This window comes from Thermoleophilum album, from assembly GCF_028867705.1.
Taxonomy (GTDB): domain Bacteria; phylum Actinomycetota; class Thermoleophilia; order Solirubrobacterales; family Thermoleophilaceae; genus Thermoleophilum.
Map to the genome: position 1 here is coordinate 1,894,529 of NZ_CP066171.1, position 17,573 is coordinate 1,912,101.

Consider the following 17,573-nt stretch of genomic DNA (forward strand, 5'->3'; position numbering starts at 1 on the left):
TAGCCGCCGAGTCTCCAAGTAATCCCGGTAGAAGTCCGTGGTACGCCCACACCAGCACGGCAGCGCCCGCCCAGGCCACGGCCCACAGCGATCGTAAGACTGCGCGGTGTTCGAGGGAGGACATCCGAATCGCGGGCACGTCTGCGTATCAGCCCCCGCGCTCGCCGTCCTCAGCCCCTACGTGGCTCTGTATTAGCGGCGGAGGAGGCTCGAGAACGCTCCTGGAACGATGCTGGCTGGCCTGATGTGAGTACCTGCTCAACCTTTAACCTCTGTGCGTCGAGCGAGTAATGCTCTCGACCGTATCGCACCGCTGCCCCTGAGAGCTCCAACCAAGCTTTTCTATTTTTGCTCACAGTCACTAAGTGGGCAGCAAGTTCACTGTCTGTCTCAGCTACTAGAACCCCCGTTACCGCGTCCCCGGCGATGCCCTCTGCGCCGATCGGCGTCGTAACAACGGGCACCCCGTGCGCGAGCGCTTGCGTCACCTTCCCTTTCAACCCTGCGCCGAACCTCAATGGCGCAGCAAGACACAGAGCCCTATTCAGGAGCGGCGTGACGTCCGGAACCCAGCCGCACACTGTGACTCGCGGACCCGCAAGTTCCGCCACCTCTCGCGGTGGATCGGCGCCAACGATCTCAACGTTGATGTTGGGACACTGTTTCCACACACGCGGCATCACGTTCCGCACGAGCCGCAACGCGGCTCCAACGTTCGGCTCGTGTTCGAAACTGCCAATAAACAGCACGGAATCGCGCTGTTCATATGGTGGAGGCACCCCCACGACCTCATGCGCGTTCGGTACGACGACTACCGTTGCGTCACGATGCACTTGGATGACCGCATCGCGCTCCTCCTGTGTTACTGTCACGACGACATCCGCCACCTTCGCAAGCGCACACTCAAGCTCGAGAAACCATTCCGCCACGCCATCGGGTGTAGCATTTGCCGCTTCTATCCGCCGACGCTCTCTTACAACGTGAAGATCGACTGTGTCGTAGATGATACGCGCTTGTTGGGCCCAACGGCGCGCTTCATGCAGAATGCCCGCGGCAACCTGGGGTCTGCTTAGCCACAGGTGCGTATACATGTGACCCGACTCGCGCAGCTCGGTGACGACGTCGCGATCGCATCCCAGCACTTCCACTCCCTGCGCTCGTAGGACCGCGGCATAGCGCTCACCGGATGCCGGCCACGGAGCAGCGACCGTCACCCGTGCACCAAGCTGTGTAAGGTTGTCGATGATGTGCTTGGCGCGAAGGGACCCGGCATCGCGGTCCCAAGTAGGAAGCCGATGATCAACGTAGAGTACGTGAACATCCTGCCTGCGATCCGACGCATAGCGAGCGCGAGCGGCCGACGCGAAGCTGGGCTGATCACGTAATGCGTGGGCCCACTTCTCAGAAAATTTATGCCGGTTGATTGTTTGATAGCGTTTGAGCCCGCTCTCCGGGTTGACACCGTGGGTTGCGCCGCCAACGTGCACCACCACCGAGCGCGGCTCATACACAACTCGATAGCCTGCGTCGCGCAGGGCGAAGCACAGATCAGTATCCTCATAATAACATGGGGCGTAGCGCTCATCGAAACCTCCGACTTTGCGCCACGCATCTGCTCTGACCAAAAGAGCGGCCGCGCTTGCATAGTCAACTTCTCGCATGTGCAGATATCGCCAGTTGTTTGGGTCATCACCGTGACCAAAATTCCACGCGGTCCCGTCAGACCACACTATGCCGCCAGCCTCCTGGAGGCGTCCGTCGGGATACACCAAGCGCGAACCCACTGCACCTATCGTGGGATCGCTTTCGGCGCGTTCAACCAGGGCCTCCAACCAACCCTCCCGGGGCTCGGTATCGTTGTTCAGTATCACTAGATATTTGCCTGCTGCGACCTCTGCGGCCCAATTGACGCTCTTCAGGAACCCTGCGGGGCTTTCATTCCTGAGCAGCCGTATGTTGGGGATCCGTTCCAGCCATCGGCGCGTCTGAGGACCCGAGCCGTCGTCGACCACGATGATCTCGTAGGCGATACTCGCACTGTTGACAGCAATGGCCTCTAGGCAACGAGCGGTGAGCTCTTGCTGATTGTGTACAGGAACGATCAGTGAGGCGACCGGCCGACTGCTTGGTGTGAGAGGTGGAACACGAGATGGGGTGCCTGCATGCTCCAGGGGCGTGTCAGCTCTCTCGGTCGTTCTGCTGCGTGCGAAGGCGAGCCTGCCGATGGTGCGCAGCGTGAACTGCAGGACGCGCGCAGGCGTAGAGGTGTATCCGATCCTTCTGTACAGGGCGGTGCGAGCGCCTTGGAGGAGACGCCAGGTCACAGACTCGCGGACGCGTGCGAGCTCTGCCTGAGCAGCTGCGCACGCAGCTTCGTTCGCAGCAGCTTCTTTTTCAGCGGCGCTCAGGCTGGACACCAGGTCTCTGACTTGTCTCACCCGTTCGTCCAGCTCACGCTTCAGCTCGATCTTCTCGACCTCCCAAGCCGAAGCGGCGGACTGTTGGAGGCGCTCCAACTCGGCCGACAACGCCGCCACTTCCTGTTGTTTCAGCTCGAGTTGCTGGAGCGCTGCAGAGTGCTTGTGCTCCAGCTCACGGCGGAGCTCCAGCATCGGGTCCGCGAGCAGCGATGCACGCTGTGCGAGGTCGCGGAATTGGTCTAACGGCTGGTCGCTAGCGATTGCTAGTAAGTAGACCGGCGCCGGTGATGGAGTCAGAGCCCATTCATCGCCGTGTTTCGTGATGCGCTCATAATGCGCTCGTGTGCCTGGTTTGGCCGATAGCGGTTCGATGAGCGAGCCTGCTTGCGGCCGCTGCCCGAAAAAGGCCAGGTCTGAAAAATACTCGCCAAGCAACTCCGTGAACTCGTCGAAGCTGAGTTCGCGCGCATGGAACGGGTTCGCGGGACGGCCCGGAACGTTGTAAGTGTTACGCTCAGGAGTCGACAGTATCAGGAAGCCGGATTCTTTGAGAACGCGTTTGATCTCAGCCAGCGCGCGTTCTTGCTCGTCTAAGTGCTCGATGAGCTCGAACGCAACGACGACATCGTACGATGCAGGTCGAAGAAACCTTAAATCCAACGCTGAACCAACACGGAAGCTTAGGTTTGGCGAGGGATAGTTGAGAGTTGCGTGCTCAACCGCCGTTCGGTCAATATCGATGCCGATGACTTGTGATGCCCGCGTAGCGAGCAGCGCAGATCCAAAGCCTTCGCCAGAACCGAGATCGATGACTGTCTTTGCGTCGACTAACTGGCGCGCCCAGAGATAGCGGTGGTAGTGCTCGTAGACGAGCTGAGCGTCTTCAGCCCAGGGCACGCAACGCTCGCCGGTCCACTCAATGAGACGAGGTGCACCTGGCCTTCTAAACATGACAGCAGAATACTGCGGTCGCCCGCCGCTGCATTGTGCGAGGGCAAGGGAACACTACGAGAGTTTCACGGGGACTTCGGGGAGTAGCAGAGCGGAGGTTCGTCCAGCTAGGAGGGTACGCGGACGCGGTGCGTGCCCGACAGGTAATCATCCCGTGTAGGCAGGGAACGGCCCGTCGGACACATGGCAGGCGCCCGGAGATGGGACGTGCACGCGACGGGGGGCTCCGGAGCATGGTGTCGGCGCGTCCGAGTTGGCCCTTACCCGCTGGTTCGCCGAGGGTGCGCTCCCCGACGTGCCGCACCCGATAGGTGTGAGGCACGCTTGCGTTTTTCCCTCTCTTTCTTCTTCCGTCGGCGCTCGTTGCGCCAGCGCACGACGCGTCTGTCGCCTCTGCCCATGGTGCGGGATTGTTACGAATCGCTCCTCGTTCGCGCCTCTAGTGGCGAGCGCGAACGCCGGTCGCGTCGGCTTGCAGGACGCCGTCAAGGGCCCGCAACGCATCGAGCACCGTTGGGAACTGGCACCCGGGCGGCACCCGCAACTCGAGGACGTACGCGGTTCGGTCGTCGCCCCGCGCGCTGCGCAAACCCTCGACGTCGATGCCCTCCTCGGCGAGAAACGAGAGCACGAGGTGGAGCGACGCCGCGCTAGCCAGCGCAACCTCGAGCAGCACGAAATCGCGGCGCACGGTGGCGGCGAGACGCTCGCGCAAGCTGCGCAAACCGACCAGCGCTACCAGCGCGAACACCGTCGTCGCGACCGCGCCGAGGTAGAAACCCGCGCCGGCCGCCATTCCCACCGCCGCTGAAATCCACAGTGCCGCGGCAGTGGTCAAGCCGCGGACATTGATGCCCTGGCGGATGATCGCGCCAGCACCAAGGAAACCGATGCCAGCGACGATCTGGGCGGCGATGCGGGTCGGGTCGTAGTACGACACGACCGTGCCTCCCGGGCCCGGCTGGGCACGGCGAAACTCGCCGAACGCGTAGGCCGAGACGAGCGTGAACAGCGCCGACCCCAAGCCCACCAAAATGTGCGTGCGCAGACCTGCCGGCTGGTCGCGCGCCTCGCGCTCCAGACCCACCAGCCCGCACAGCACGACCGCCAGCGCGAGGCGCGCCACGAGTTCCCAGTTGTCGATACCGATGCCCCTCACAACGCCGCGCTCCTTATCCTCTCACCGCGTCCGCGTCCGGCCGCGGCTTGCAGCCCGCGGTGACGCCGCAGCAGAAACATGAACGACCACCCGACGTCCGCACCGGCCCTCGAAATCGAGCGCGCCACGAAGAGTTTTGTGGTCTCGCGCCACCACTTCTCGACCCTCAAAGAGCGCGTGCTTCATCCACGCAAGGCGCGCGAAGTACAGCGCCGCACCGTCCTCGAAGACATCTCGTTGTCGGTCGCGCGCGGCGAGTTTTTCGGGATCGTCGGTCGCAACGGCAGCGGCAAAAGCACGCTGCTCAAGTGCATCGCTGGCATCTACCAGCTCGACCGCGGGCGCATCCGAGTGTACGGGCGGCTCGCCCCCTTCATCGAGCTCGGTGTCGGCTTCAACTACGAGCTCACCGCCCGCGACAACATCCTCACCAACGCTGTCATGCTCGGGCTCTCGCGACGCGAGGCGCGGCGTCGCTTCGACGCGATCATCGACTTCGCCGAGCTGCGCGACTTCGTCGACCTCAAGCTCAAGAACTACAGCTCGGGGATGGCCGTTCGGCTCGCCTTCTCGGTGGCCATCCAGGTTGATGCCGACATCCTCTTGGTCGACGAGGTACTGGCCGTCGGCGACGCCGCGTTCCAGCAGAAGTGTTTCGCCGAGTTCCTGCGGATGCGCCGCGAAGGGCGCACCGTGCTGTTCGTGACGCACGACATGGCGAGCCTCACACGGTTCTGCGAGCGGGCGATGCTGATTGAGGGTGGCCGCTGCATCGAGCTCGGACCCGCCGAGGTCGTCGCCCGGCGCTACAACGAGGTCAACTTCGGCCGTCTCGACGACTCCCAGCTTGCGACACCCGGCCGCCACCTCAAAGCGGTCTGGTTCGAGGACGAGGAGGGACGACGCACCACCCACAGCGAGCAGGGCGGGCAGATAGCGGTGTGCTGCGAGATATCTCCGCCACCGCACGACGAGAGCGCCGGCCCCCTGGCCCTCAAGGTCACGCTCCGCAACGACGTGCGCCACACCATCGTGGTGCTCGACACACGCGCCCCCAACTGCAAGGGGGGCGAGAGCCTCGAGCGGCTCGTGGCGGGTGGCGAGCCGTTCGTGGCGCGACTCCTCTTCCCCTGTCAGCTCGCGCCCAGCGCCTACTCGGCCACCGTCGACCTGCTGCAAGGCGACCGCCCGGTCGACCGTCTCGAAGACGCCGCCGCTGTCACCGTGCACGCACGCTTTTTCTCGGGCGGCGTGTGGGACGCGCCGTTCGAAGTGGCGGTGAGCGGAACTCGCGTGCCCGCCTAGCTGTTCCTAAGGGAAGGTGGCGATGAAACTGACAGCAGGCGATGGCACAGCGGTGCTCGACGAGCCACTGACGGCAAGCGTCGCCACGTACGGCCCTCCCTACGACCCGCGCCCCGAGATCGTCGGCAGCGACCCGCGCCGCTTCGTGGGGCTGGTGCTGACGCTCGCCATCAACGACTTCAAGCTGCGCTTCTTCGGCTCGGTGCTCGGCTACGTCTGGTCGCTGGTGCGCCCGCTGCTTCTGTTCGGCGTCCTCTACGCGATCTTCACGCACGTCATCCGTTTCGGCGGCGACATCAAGTTCTACCCCGTCTACCTGCTGACAGCGCTCGTGATGTTCAACTTCTTCGCCGAGGCGACCAACCGCTGCGTCACCTGTCTGCTCGAGAGCGAAAGCCTGATCCGCAAGGTGCGCTTCCCGCGCCTCGCGATCCCCGTGAGCGTCGTCACGAGCAGCCTGCTCAACCTGGTGCTGGCCCTCGCGGCGGTGATGGTCTTCTACGCAGCCCAGGGGGTCGAGCCCACCTGGCGGTGGCTCGAGCTGCCGCTGTTCGTGCTCGTGCTCGCGCTGTTCGCCCTCGGTTGCGGGATGTTGCTGTCGGTGCTGTACGTGCGCTTCCGTGACGTGCAGCCGATCTGGGAAGTAGCGCTGCAGGTGCTCTTCTACGGCTCGCCCGTGCTCTACGTGTTGACCGTCGCTCCCGAGGCGATCCAGCGCAAACTGCTCGCCAATCCCATAGCGTGCGTCTTGACCGAGATGCGTCACGCGATGATCGACCCGACAGCACCCGATCTCTTCGCGGCGATCGGACCGAATTGGCACCTCGTCGTTCCCGCCGCGATCCTCGTCGGCACGCTGGCGCTCGGCACCTATCTCTTCGCCCGCGAAGCGCGCACGGCTGCGGAACGGTTGTGAGCGAGAAGAGGACGAGCAGGGGATGAACCGAGCGACACCGAACGAGCCGGGCCCGGGAGCGGTAGACGCACCGGCCCTCCCGCAAGAAACCGAGGCGCGGCTCGCGGAGAGCGAACTGCGCGCCCGGGTCGCCGACCTCGAGGCCGAGAACCGCCGGCTGCGCGCCCTGCTCGAGCGTCGCGAGCGTCAGCACAGCGAGGAGCTGCGCAAGCTGCACACCGCTCTCGGCGAGCTGCAGGAGCGCGTCTACTGGCTCGACCGCTGGCACGTCGACCTGAACGCGATCATGGAGCGCCCCGCCGCCGAGCGGGCGCGCGCGGTCGCCCGTGCCGCGCGCGACGTGACGCGACCGCTGCGGGCGCTCGCGCGGCGGCTGCGCGCCTGAGCGCGGCGAAGAGCGGAGTAGAGCGGTGGCCACGCACGAGATCGCCGTCGTCATCCCGACCCGGAACGGGGCGCGCTGGCTGGCTGACACGCTGGCGCTCCTGCGCGGCGAAGCACCCGACGTCGAGATACTCGTGATCGACTCCGGCTCGACCGACGAAACAGTGGCGATCGCCGAACGCGCAGGGGTGCGGGTGGAGCGGATCGACCCGCGCGACTTCGGGCACGGTCGCACCCGCAACCTGGCGATGGAGCTCACGAGCGCCCCGCTTGTCGCGTTCCTCACCCAGGACGCCGTCCCCGAGCCGGGCTGGCTCGCCGCCTGGCCGGAAGCGTTCGCCCGCTTCGAGCGCGTCGGGGCGGCCTTCGGCCCGCACCTACCCTGGCCCGACACCCCGGCCCCGATAGCGCGCGAGCTCGAAGAGTTCTTCCCCCGTTTCGAGCACCCCGCAGCGCCTCGCGACCCTGTGCCGCTTACCACGCTTGACGACCCCTTCCTCTCCAACGTCAACGCCTGCTACCGGCGAGCGTGCTGGCAAGAGCTGCGCTTTCCCGACGTTCCCTACGGCGAGGACCGCGCCTTCGCTCTGGCGATGCGCGAAAGCGGCTGGGCGCTCGCCTACGTGCCGCGTGCGCGGGTGCGCCACGCGCACTCCTATCCGCCGCTCGACTTCGCGCGCCGCTACTTCGACGAGTTCCGCGCGCTCGCCCTCGTCTTCGGCCATCGCGAACCCTGGCTGGGACCGCTGTCGCTAGCCCGCTACGTGGCGCGCAACACACTCGCCGATGTGCGCTGGTTGCGCAGGCGTCGCAAACTGAGCACGGGGGCGGCCGTCCGCCAGGCGCCGCGCTGCGCCCTGCACCACACAACGCGCGCGCTGTTCGCACCGCTCGGGTCGCGCGGTGTGCGGCTCCCCGGGGCGCTGCAGCGGCTGCTGTCGCTCGAGGGTCGGGCGGTGCGCGCGCCGGGCCAGGGAGACGCGAAGCGCCACGCTGGTGCAGCGAGCGGCGACAGCGGACGCGAAGGCACGGCGGCAGTGCGGACGGCTCGCCGCAGCCAGACCGATCCGTACCTCGCCGGAGCATTGGACGTACAGGGAGCCAGGCCACTCAACCGCGACCGACTCCTCGCCGTGCGCGAGCGGCCGCTCCACGTGGCTTTCGTCGTCCCGCCGTGGGACAAAGGCAGCGGCGGCCACACCACGATCCTGCGTTTCGTTCGCTACCTCGAGGAGCGCGGGCACACCTGCACCCTGTGGCTACACGATCCCGCGCAGTACCGCACCTGGGCGTGGAACGGTGTGCTGCGGCACTCGATCGTGCACGACTTCATGCGCGTCCGTGCGCCTGTGTTCAACGGTTTCGAGCACTGGCACGGAGCGGACGTCGCCGTCGCCACCGGCTGGGAGACCGTCTACCGCGTGCTCTCGCTGCCTGACACAGGCGCCCGCGTCTACCTCGTTCAGGACCACGAGCCGGATTTCTTTCCGGCTTCGGCCGAGCGCGTGCTCGCGGAGCGCACCTACACACTGCCCGGCCTGCGCATCATCACCGCCGGACGCTGGCTGTCTGAGCTGCTGCGCGACCGCTACGGCGTCGCGAGCGACCACTTCGAGCTCGGGGTCGACCACGAGATCTACAAGCCCGACCCCCGCGCGCAGCGCATCCCGATGAGCGTCGCGATGTACGGGCGCTTCGTCACCGGTCGCCGCGGCGTGCCGCTGGTACGCGACGCGCTCGGTCTCCTCTGGCAGCGTGGCATCCGACCGCGCGTGTTCGTCTTCGGGACCGAGGAGCCGCCCGAGATGCCGTTCCCGTACGAGTTCGTGGGCGTGGTGTCGGCGCGCCAGCTGGCGCGCCTCTACAACCAGGTCACCGTCGGGGTCGCGCTCTCGCTTACCAACTACTCGCTCGTACCGCTCGAAATGCTCGCCTGCGGCCTGCCGGTGGTGGACGTGGCGGGAGGGAGCCTCGAAAGGGAGCTCGGGCACGGCAGCGGCGTCCTCTACACCGAAGCGACCCCGGCCGCCCTGGCCGCGGCTCTCGAAGAGCTGCTCGGCGATCGCGACAAGTGGCGGGATGCCTCGTCGGCCGCTTCGGCCGCTACCGCGGCTGCGCTGTGGGGGCGCGCAGCCGAACGCTTCTACGCGTCGGTCGAAAGCGCTCTGCAGGCAGCGGCACGTGCAGCCGAAAGCGCCGACGGCGCGGCCCGCCAGGTAGCGGTGAGCGACCGTCAAAGGTAGTAACGACCGACCGTCGTGACGATCGCGACACCGCTCCACAGTCCACACGCGAACAGCACCACGGTCGCCGCGATTCCCCTGTAGCGGGCCGCGAGACCTCGCCGAGCGGCGACCGCCGCCAGCACCACGAGCGGCAACAGCGGCAGCAGATAGCGCGCCTGTCGGAACGGCACGCCTCCCGTGCGCAGCGAGTTGTAGTCGGACCAAGCGACGGTGAACAACACGCCGAGCGCGCAAAGCGCCGCCGCGACTACGACACCCGCGACCGGGTCGCGCAACAGCGCCCACCCGCGGCTGCGCACGACCGCCGTCGCACCACGCAACGCGGCGATCACAAGACCGAGCAAGAAAACCGCGAGCACGACGGCTACACCACCCGGAAGCGAGTAATCGAGGTATCCGAACCGGCCGGCGAGGCCGTCGAGCCATACCGAGCGCCACGGCTGACCCGGAATCAGATCTTGCTGGAAGGGAAGCCGCGGTAGGTAGAACTGCCAGGCGTAACTCGCGAACTCGCGGAGCTTGACCGGCGGTGTCGTGGCGGTACCGCCCGCTGCGCCCACCGAGCTCGAAACGGCGGCCGGAAGCAGCGGCCGCCCGCTGGCATCCGCCCACGCCGCGTAAGCGCAGAACGCCAACAGCGCCGTGATGGCGAGGGAGGCGGCAACAGCCGACCGTTGTCGCCCAGACAGACTGCGCCCACGCTGCGCCGCAAAGACCGCGACGATCGCCACGAAGCCGGGAACGAGCGCGAGCCCGGTGAGTTTCACGAGCGGTGGAGCGGCAGCAGCAGCGGCGAAGGTGACCCCGCGGCCGACAGTCGGACACTCGAGAAAGCGCAATCCCGCGAGTAGCGCCAACATCGTCGTCGCCGCCAGCGCGACGTCCGGATTGACGCCACCGCCGATGAAGGCCGCGAGCGGAAAAAGCGCCGTGGCCGTCCCGACGATCAACGCCGCACGCAACGCCCGAGGTGCCAGCGCCGCGAAAAACAGCGCTGCGAGCGCCGCTAGCGCACCCATCCAGGCAGCGCCGACGAGTCGCATCGCGAGCAGCTGGGGCAAGACGTCGTCGAACAGCAGCGCCGCTGGCGCCAACGTGGCGTAGAAAAGGGGCGGTTGCGAAGAGGCGTTCGTCCGCACCGCCGCCATGCGGTTCGGCAAGCGCTCGGCACGCTCGAGTGCGTCGTCGATGCTCTGCCACGGGGGTTTCCCGCGCGGGTTGAACGCAACCGATCCGGTGCCGAGCACTTCCATCGTTGCGCTCTGTTGTGGCGAGCCGCGGTCGGCGAAGCGACCCGTAGGCGGTGGCCCGAGGCCGTGCTGGGCGAGATAGGCGGCGTAGTGGTAGTGGACCTGCTCGTCGGGCACCTGGAAGGGCGGCACCAGCGCCGCCCAGACCAGCGCGTGCGCAAAACCGAGTGCCGCGCAGCTACCAGCAACAGTTCGCAACGCGAGCTGCCGGCCGCGGCCGAGGAGACGAACGACCCAGGCGATCGCGAGCGCGAAGGCAGCGAACGGCAAGACGACCACCCAGCTGCCGAGCACCTCCGCGACGGGATGGAGAGAGCCGTTCGCGATCCTGTCGACCAGTGCGCCGAGGTCGGCGAGAAGCGGCCGAGCACTGGCCCGGCGAACTTCGCTCGTGGGTGTACCGCCCTGCCCGAGCAGTGCTGCGCGCGCTCTCCCGCCCCCAGCGATGCAAACAGCAGTCGTACCCGGGGGAGCTGTCAACGGGAGATCGACCCGGCGGGCTACAGATGTCAGCTCGATGCGCGCCAATCGCGTGCCGACGAGAGCTCCGTCGCGTGCGCGCGCGGAAATTGCGATCCGTACTCCTCGGCCTACCTCTGTCCGCGGGGATCCGACACCCTCGCGGCGCAGCCAGAGGCGAAGCCGCACTTCGCCAGCGAAGGGCGTTGTCGCGAAGCACACCGGCGCGCTCCCCTTGCCGACGACCGCGACCTGCTCGACCGGCTGCGCCGGCGTCACGAACAGAGGCAACTGCGTGGGGCGCAACAACGGCACCGCGAACGCGACCAGAACCCCGACGGCGAGCAGCAGGCGATCGATCGACGCCAGCCACCGGCGTCGACGCTCGCCCGAGAGCCGCGCGCTCATTGTCGGCGCAAACCCAAGATGCTCAACAAAAACGACGAAAAGACCACTTGCAAGCCGATCGTGACGAGGGTGGCGGCAAGCACCGCGAGCCGCTCCTCGCCCAAGCGACCGAAGCCGCGCTCGGCCCAAGTGACGACGATCGCCGCGGCGATCGCGAGGCCGGCGAGGGTCAGCACCGCGCCCAGCAGGAGGCCGTGCTCGAGGCGGAAGCGGGCTCGCGCCCAGTCGAACCAGCGGTCTTTCTCGCCCATGAAGTAGGTGCCGTAGGCGTGGGCGCACAGCCCGAGCGCCAGCACCTGCGTTCCCACGACGGCAGCGAGCGACCCGGCGATCAGGGCGTGAAGCTGCCACTGGCGCCCGAAGAGCTCGAGACCGGCCAGCACGGTCGCCATCGCCAGCGCCCCCGCCAGAACCATCGCCGCCCCCGGCACGATGAACAGATAGGTCGGGCTGTGGACGAGCAGAAAGCGCAGATGGCGCCAGCCGTCGCGGAAGGTGCTCAGCTTCGACTCGCCGCGCCGCGGCCGGTACTCGATGTCGAGCTGCTCGATGCGCAAGCCGGCCTTGGCGGCACGGATCACCATCTCGGACGCGAACTCCATCCCTGTCGTTCGCAACTCGAGGCGCGGCAGAGCCTCGCGACGGAGGGCGCGCATGCCGCAGTGCGCGTCACGGACCCCGGTGCGGAAAAAGACGTTCAAGACGCCGGTGAGCAGCGGGTTGCCGATGTAGCGGTGGAGCCACGGCATCGCGCCGGGCTGGATGTTGCCCATGCGGTTGCCGATCACGACGTCGGCGCCCTCCTCGAGCGCCGCCACGAAGCGGGGAATGTCCTCGAGCGGGTAGGTGAGGTCGGCATCGAGCATCACCACGTAGCGACCGCGCGCGGCCGCAAGGCCGGCGTGGTAGGCGCTGCCGTAGCCGCGGCGCGGTTCGTGCACGACGCGCGCCCCGGCGCGGCGCGCGAGCTCGGCGCTGCCGTCCTCGGAACCGTTGTCGGCAACGACCACCTCGCCGTCGAGGCCGGCTGCACGCAACACCTCGTGCGCTCTACGCACGCACTCGGCGATCGTCTCGGACTCGTTCAAGCAGGGGATGACGACCGAAACAGCGACCCCCGTCCCTGCCGGTGCCGCCGCACGCGCAGCGTGCGCGTCGACCTCGCCGCCGTCTGCTTCCCGCGCCGTGGCGAGACCGCTCGGCGCGTTCTCTTCTGCGAACGTCGCGTCGTTCATTGAAAGCATGCCGACCACGAGGAGGCGTACAACCGCGCGGGTCGCGCCCCCTCGCAGTACCCGAACAATCGCAGCGCCCACAAGTCGCGCCTGCCGGCACGACGCGACCGTGCGAGCGCCCGATCGGTGATGCTACCCGACTGCCGGTGAGAGTCTGTGTGGTCTACGACTGCCTGTTCCCGCTGACGGTCGGCGGCGCCGAGCGCTGGTACCGCAACCTCGCCGAGCGGCTGGCACGCGAGGGGCACGAGGTTACGTACCTGACCCGCCGCCAGTGGCCGCGCTCGCACCCCCCAACCGTGCCTGGCGTAAGGATCGTCGCGGTATCGCCGCCGGGCGATCTCTACACGCGTAGCGGCCGGCGACGGATCCTGCCACCCTTGCTGTTCGGCATCGGTGTTCTCTGGCACCTGCTGCGGCACGGGCGCCGCTATGACGTCGTCCACACGGCGTCGTTCCCGTACTTCAGTGTGCTGGCAGCAGCAGCAGCGCGCGCCCGCGGCCGCTACCGCCTCGTCGTCGACTGGCACGAGGTCTGGTCGCGCGAATACTGGCACTCCTACCTCGGCCCGCTCGGCGCGGTCGGCTGGGCGGTGCAGCGCCTTTGCGCACGCGTCGACCATGAGAGCTTCTGTTTCTCCCGACTGCACGCCGAGCGGCTGCGCACGATTGCTCCCCGCACCCGGCCGCTTGTGCTGCGCGGCGAGTACGCCGGCCCGACCGAGCCGCGTGGCCCTGAACCCGCCGAACCGGTCGTCGTCTTCGCCGGGCGCCACATCCCCGAAAAACGTGTGCCGCTCCTCGTCGAAGCGTTCGCGATCGTCGCACGCCACGACCGCGAGCTGCGCCTAGAGATTCTCGGCGACGGTCCCGAGCGCGGGCGCGTGGAAGAGGCCGTCGAGCGTCACGGCCTGCGCGGTCGCGTCGAGCTGCCGGGGTTCGTCGCCCCGCAAGAGGTCGACCGGCGTCTCGGGCGGGCGCTGTGCATGGTCTTGCCTTCGATGCGCGAGGGCTACGGGATGGTGGTGGTGGAAGCCGCCTCGCGCGGCGTTCCGAGCATCGTCGTGAGCGCACCCGACAACGCTGCCGTCGAGCTCGTCAAGAACGGCGAGAACGGCTTCGTGTGCGCGAGCGACAACCCCGAGGAGCTAGCGCGAGCGATCCTGCGCGTGCGCGACGCCGGCGACGAACTGCGAGAGCGGACCGCCGCCTGGTTCCGCCGCAACGCCGAGAAGCTCTCGCTCGAAAGCTCGCTGCGCTGCGTCGCCGCGAGCTACGCCCGGGAGGACGAGCCCGCGACCGCCAGCGCCTGCCGGTAGACGGCCACCGTACCCTCTGCACAAGCGTCCCAGGTGAACCGGCGTGCACGCTCGCGACCTTGGCTGCGCAGCCGGGCGGCAAGGTTCTCGTCGGCAAGCAAGCGTTCGAGCGCGGCTGCGATCGAGTGCGGACTGAGCGGATCGAAGTACAGCGCCGCGTCACCCGCGACTTCCGGCAAGCTTGCGCGGTCGGACGTCGCGACCGGCACGCCGCGCGCCATCGCCTCGAGGACCGGCAAGCCGAAGCCCTCGTAGAGCGAGGGGAACACGAAGCAGCTGGCGCGCGCGTAGAGCGCGTCGAGCTCGCGGTCGGCCACCCAGCCCAGCAAGCACACCTCGCCCTCGATGCCGAGGGAGCGGGCGAGCGCGCGGAGCTCGGACTCGTAGGGAGTGGGATAACCGGGAAGCACGAGCAGCGGACGGCGGTGCGGCGGAATAAGCGCCACGGCGCGGATCAAGCGCGCGAGGTTCTTGTGCGGCCGCTTCGCCGACGCTGTCAAGACCAGCGGGCGTGGCCGGGCCGCGAGCCGCTCGGCGACCGGTCGTGGCAGGTCGCCCGCTGCTGTGCGCGCGTCGACGCTGCGTCCGAGTCCCTCGTGCACCACCGCGACGCGCCCGCGCGGCACGCGCAAAAACCGCACCAGCTCGTCCGCCACGAACGCGCTCGGCGTGATCACGCGCTCGGCGCGGTGGGCGGCGAGCGGCACGAGCACAGCCATGCCGGCGGCGCGGACCCCGAAGTGCGTGCGCGGATGGCGCAGGAAGGCGAGGTCGTGGACCGTCACGACACGCGCGACGTGTCCCGCCACCGCGGCCGTCGAAGCGAGGAAGTGAACGACGTCGGCACCGGCGCGCGCGGCGGCGCGCGGAACAGCGACCTGGTCGGCCAACACCCAATCCAGACGCCTCTTCGGGTCGCCGGCCACCCAGACGCAACGCCCGAGCTCCACCAGGCTGTCGCCCCGAAGCCGGCGCGAAGCGACAACCACCAGCTCGACGTCGTCGCGGCGCGCCAGCGCGCGAGCCAACTCGCGGGCGTACGTCTCGAGACCGCCCATCGCGCCCGGCTCGAGGAAAGCCAGATCGAGCGCGACGCGGAGACGCCGACCCGACCCCGACGCGGATCGCGTGGTCGCCGAGCGGCCGCTGACGCTGCCCGCGTGGCTCACGTCGTGACTGCCCGCAGCCGCCTGACCGCTGCCCCGAGCACACCGATCTTCTCGTCCACCACCTCCCACGGCACGGCTGTCGCGGGAGCGTCCCCACGGGCCCGCCAGCCGCGCACACGTCCACGCACCGCCGCCGGACCGTTGCCGAGAAGGAACTCGCCCGCGACGACCGCCACCTCCCAAGCGAGCACCGTCGCGGCGCGCCCGACACCCTGCGACAGCAAGCTGTACTTGCGGACCATGTAGGCGCGGGCAAAGCCGGCGATCGACACCTGGCGGGACGAGCGGTGGCCGAACGTCACGGCGCGGGAGTGCGTGGCTACGGCTCGACGCGCTCCCGCTGCCCGCCATCCTGCGGCCCGCAACCGCAGCGCGAGATCCACGTCCTCCATGTAGCCGAAGAGGTTCTCGTCGAAACCGCCGGCGCTCTCGTAGGCGGAACGCCGGTATGCGGCAGCACCACCGCTCGGCCCAAGCAGACCGTTCTCGTCGAGCGACCCGGGCGGGAGGCGCAAACCTTCGAAGCGGTTGAAGGCCGCTAGCGTGCGGTCGACCTCGAGTCCATAGCCGTCGATGCGACCGTCGGGACGGACGAGCACCGACGCCACCATGCCCACACTGTTGTCGTCACGCAGCGGGGCGACGAGCCGTTCGATGAACTGCGGTGGACAGAGCACGTCGTTGTTGACAACCACAACGAAGGGAGCGTCGCCATGCGCCACGCCGACGTTGACGGCGGGGCCGAAGCCGCGGTTCGTCGCTAGCTCGACGACCTCCACAGCAGGGAAGCGCTCGCGAACGGCATCGGCGGTGCCGTCGCTCGAGCCGTTGTCGACGACGATCGTCCGAACCGCGACGGTCTGGCTGGCTAGCTGTTCCAGACAAGCGAGCGTCAGATCGCGCCCGTTCCAGGACGGTATGACGACGTCGATTTCGCTTCTCGCCGCCATGACCTTTCAAACAGCGACCGCTCGCGATCCGGGCTGGCCGACACGCGCGTGCGGCCCGGGAGCTCGCGTCCCACGGTTCGCACGGCTAGCTATCGCATCCTCGATCAGCCGCTCGAGCAGATGCACAGGGTTCGGCTGCCGGTAGCGGTCGAGGTTGCGCGGCGTGTAGGCGGCGTCGAGCTCGCCGCGCACGAACGCGGCGAGCACCGCCGCGACCCGCGCTGGATCGTCGAGCGGCACGACGACTCCGGTTCCCGTCTCGCGCACGATCGCCGCCGCCGCGTTGCCATCCGCCAGAGCCAAGATCGGGCGACCGGCCGCGAGGTACTCGAAAATCTTGCCGCTCGCCTCGAACGGACTCGCGCTCGTGAGCAGAAGCAGCCCGTCCGCTTCGCGCTCGAGCGCCAGCACCGGCCCGCGCTCGAGGCGCCCGACGAACCGCACCGGGCCCTCGCCGGCGAACGGCGCGAGCTCGGCGCGCTCGGCGTCCGAGACCGGCCCTGCCAACACCAGGTCGAGCTTGCGGTACTCGTCGGGGTGGCTGTCGCGAAGCTGCGCGAGCGCCGCCGCCAGCGGGCGCGGCGACCGGCCGCTGCGGGCGGTGAGCGACCCGGCGTGCACGAGCATGCGACGCTCGGCACGTCGCTCGACACCCGATCGGTTCGCGACGAGTCGCTCGAACTCTGGATCCCACGCGTTCGTGACCGTCGTCGCAGTGACGCCGTAGCGATCGGCAAGATCCTTCGCGATCGGCGCCGTCGCTGTGGTGATCCGATCCGCGCGTCGCACTACGCCCCGCTCGAGCAGCGCGTCTAGCTTGCGCTGCGCGGCGAGCGGAAATTGCACTCGATCGATCTCGGCGAACCACGGCTCGCGGAAATCGGCAACCCACGGAACACCAAGGGTCCGCAAAGCAAAACCCACTAAATGCACCGCCTCGGGGGAGCTACTTGTGACTACAGCGTCGACACGGCGCGCCAGCCGGAGCGCGGCCGCGAGTGCCCACGGAACCCAGGAAGCGACGGTCGGGTCGGGCACGAACAGCGACCCCACGAGCGGCGGCGGCACGTGATGGTCGGGGGCCAGCCCGCCCTCGTCGGGCACGGGCTCCCGGCCGAGCAGTCGGCGCAGAAACGCAGAGGAAGCGGCGTCGAACGCCCGCACCACCCGCACACGCGCGCGCCCACCGGGGGCGCCCGTGGTTCCCGACCTCGACGAGCGCGCGGCGTGGGCGGTCGTCGTCAAGACTGTCACCTCGTGCCCGGCCAACGACAGGTAGCGGGCGAAAGCATCGATCCGGTTCAGAGCTACTACGTTCGCAGGGTGCCAGTAGTAGGTGACGAGCAGGATGCGGCGGCGCGGCTTGGCGCCACCGCTCGCGCTAGCGCCCATCGAGCGCGGA

The 17,573-nt window shown here is 68.2% G+C and carries 12 protein-coding genes; 5 read left to right on the forward strand and 7 right to left on the reverse strand.

What is annotated here, in order from left to right; genetic code table 11:
* Nucleotides 1-170: 170 nt before the first annotated feature.
* Together JDY09_RS08890 and JDY09_RS08895 are read right to left on the reverse strand one after the other, a co-directional pair.
* Nucleotides 171-3,317, reverse strand: coding sequence for a glycosyltransferase (locus JDY09_RS08890; RefSeq protein ID WP_274716573.1), 3,147 nt, complete (start codon nucleotides 3,315-3,317; stop codon nucleotides 171-173).
* A gap of 493 nt (nucleotides 3,318-3,810) precedes the next feature.
* Entirely contained in the window at nucleotides 3,811-4,530 is a 720-nt protein-coding gene (locus JDY09_RS08895) for an MgtC/SapB family protein (protein ID WP_274716574.1), read from the reverse strand.
* A 78-nt stretch (nucleotides 4,531-4,608) separates the two neighbouring features.
* On the opposite strand from JDY09_RS08895, the gene JDY09_RS08900 reads away from it, so the two are divergent.
* The 4 genes from JDY09_RS08900 to JDY09_RS08915 are packed head-to-tail and all read left to right on the forward strand — an operon-like array spanning nucleotide 4,609 to nucleotide 9,378.
* Nucleotides 4,609-5,835, forward strand: a complete 1,227-nt coding sequence (locus JDY09_RS08900) for a polysaccharide ABC transporter ATP-binding protein (protein WP_274716575.1) — start codon at nucleotides 4,609-4,611, stop codon at nucleotides 5,833-5,835.
* Between the two features lie 22 nt (nucleotides 5,836-5,857).
* The gene (locus JDY09_RS08905; RefSeq protein WP_274716576.1) at nucleotides 5,858-6,751 is read left to right on the forward strand and encodes an ABC transporter permease; all 894 of its coding nucleotides are present in this window, start codon (nucleotides 5,858-5,860) and stop codon (nucleotides 6,749-6,751) included.
* 22 nt (nucleotides 6,752-6,773) lie between these two features.
* Nucleotides 6,774-7,136, forward strand: a complete 363-nt coding sequence (locus JDY09_RS08910) for a hypothetical protein (RefSeq protein WP_274716577.1) — start codon at nucleotides 6,774-6,776, stop codon at nucleotides 7,134-7,136.
* 25 nt (nucleotides 7,137-7,161) lie between these two features.
* Complete coding sequence (locus tag JDY09_RS08915; protein ID WP_274716578.1) at nucleotides 7,162-9,378, forward strand: glycosyltransferase; 2,217 nt, start codon at nucleotides 7,162-7,164, stop codon at nucleotides 9,376-9,378.
* Here the strand turns inward: JDY09_RS08915 and JDY09_RS08920 are convergent.
* Together JDY09_RS08920 and JDY09_RS08925 are read right to left on the reverse strand one after the other, a co-directional pair.
* Nucleotides 9,369-11,498, reverse strand: coding sequence for a DUF2142 domain-containing protein (locus tag JDY09_RS08920; protein ID WP_274716579.1), 2,130 nt, complete (start codon nucleotides 11,496-11,498; stop codon nucleotides 9,369-9,371). The two genes, JDY09_RS08915 and JDY09_RS08920, sit on opposite strands and share 10 nt — an antisense overlap.
* Nucleotides 11,495-12,733 (reverse strand): glycosyltransferase family 2 protein, encoded by a 1,239-nt coding sequence (locus tag JDY09_RS08925; protein ID WP_274716580.1) that lies wholly within the window; start codon nucleotides 12,731-12,733, stop codon nucleotides 11,495-11,497. The genes JDY09_RS08920 and JDY09_RS08925 overlap by 4 nt, the downstream gene beginning before the upstream one ends.
* A 146-nt stretch (nucleotides 12,734-12,879) precedes the next feature.
* Between JDY09_RS08925 and JDY09_RS08930 the strand changes: the two genes are divergently transcribed.
* Nucleotides 12,880-14,052: a glycosyltransferase family 4 protein gene (locus JDY09_RS08930; RefSeq protein WP_274716581.1), complete on the forward strand. Its 1,173-nt coding sequence runs from the start codon at nucleotides 12,880-12,882 to the stop codon at nucleotides 14,050-14,052.
* Here the strand turns inward: JDY09_RS08930 and JDY09_RS08935 are convergent.
* The 3 genes from JDY09_RS08935 to JDY09_RS08945 are packed head-to-tail and all read right to left on the reverse strand — an operon-like array spanning nucleotide 14,007 to nucleotide 17,563.
* Complete coding sequence (locus JDY09_RS08935; protein WP_274716582.1) at nucleotides 14,007-15,221, reverse strand: glycosyltransferase family 4 protein; 1,215 nt, start codon at nucleotides 15,219-15,221, stop codon at nucleotides 14,007-14,009. The two genes, JDY09_RS08930 and JDY09_RS08935, sit on opposite strands and share 46 nt — an antisense overlap.
* The gene (locus tag JDY09_RS08940) at nucleotides 15,218-16,171 is read right to left on the reverse strand and encodes a glycosyltransferase family 2 protein (RefSeq protein WP_274716583.1); all 954 of its coding nucleotides are present in this window, start codon (nucleotides 16,169-16,171) and stop codon (nucleotides 15,218-15,220) included. The genes JDY09_RS08935 and JDY09_RS08940 overlap by 4 nt, the downstream gene beginning before the upstream one ends.
* 6 nt (nucleotides 16,172-16,177) lie before the next feature.
* Nucleotides 16,178-17,563 carry a glycosyltransferase gene (locus JDY09_RS08945; RefSeq protein WP_274716584.1) on the reverse strand — a complete coding sequence of 462 codons (1,386 nt, stop codon included), beginning with the start codon at nucleotides 17,561-17,563 and terminating at the stop codon, nucleotides 16,178-16,180.
* Nucleotides 17,564-17,573: the final 10 nt, after the last annotated feature.

Coding starts and splice junctions, on each gene's coding strand:
- JDY09_RS08900 (WP_274716575.1), top strand. CDS start 4,609: ATGAACGACCACCCGACGTCCGCACCGGCCCTCGAAATCGAGCGCGCC.
- JDY09_RS08920 (WP_274716579.1), bottom strand. CDS start 11,498: ATGAGCGCGCGGCTCTCGGGCGAGCGTCGACGCCGGTGGCTGGCGTCG.
- JDY09_RS08945 (WP_274716584.1), bottom strand. CDS start 17,563: ATGGGCGCTAGCGCGAGCGGTGGCGCCAAGCCGCGCCGCCGCATCCTG.
- JDY09_RS08905 (WP_274716576.1), top strand. CDS start 5,858: ATGAAACTGACAGCAGGCGATGGCACAGCGGTGCTCGACGAGCCACTG.
- JDY09_RS08940 (WP_274716583.1), bottom strand. CDS start 16,171: ATGGCGGCGAGAAGCGAAATCGACGTCGTCATACCGTCCTGGAACGGG.
- JDY09_RS08925 (WP_274716580.1), bottom strand. CDS start 12,733: ATGAACGACGCGACGTTCGCAGAAGAGAACGCGCCGAGCGGTCTCGCC.
- JDY09_RS08910 (WP_274716577.1), top strand. CDS start 6,774: ATGAACCGAGCGACACCGAACGAGCCGGGCCCGGGAGCGGTAGACGCA.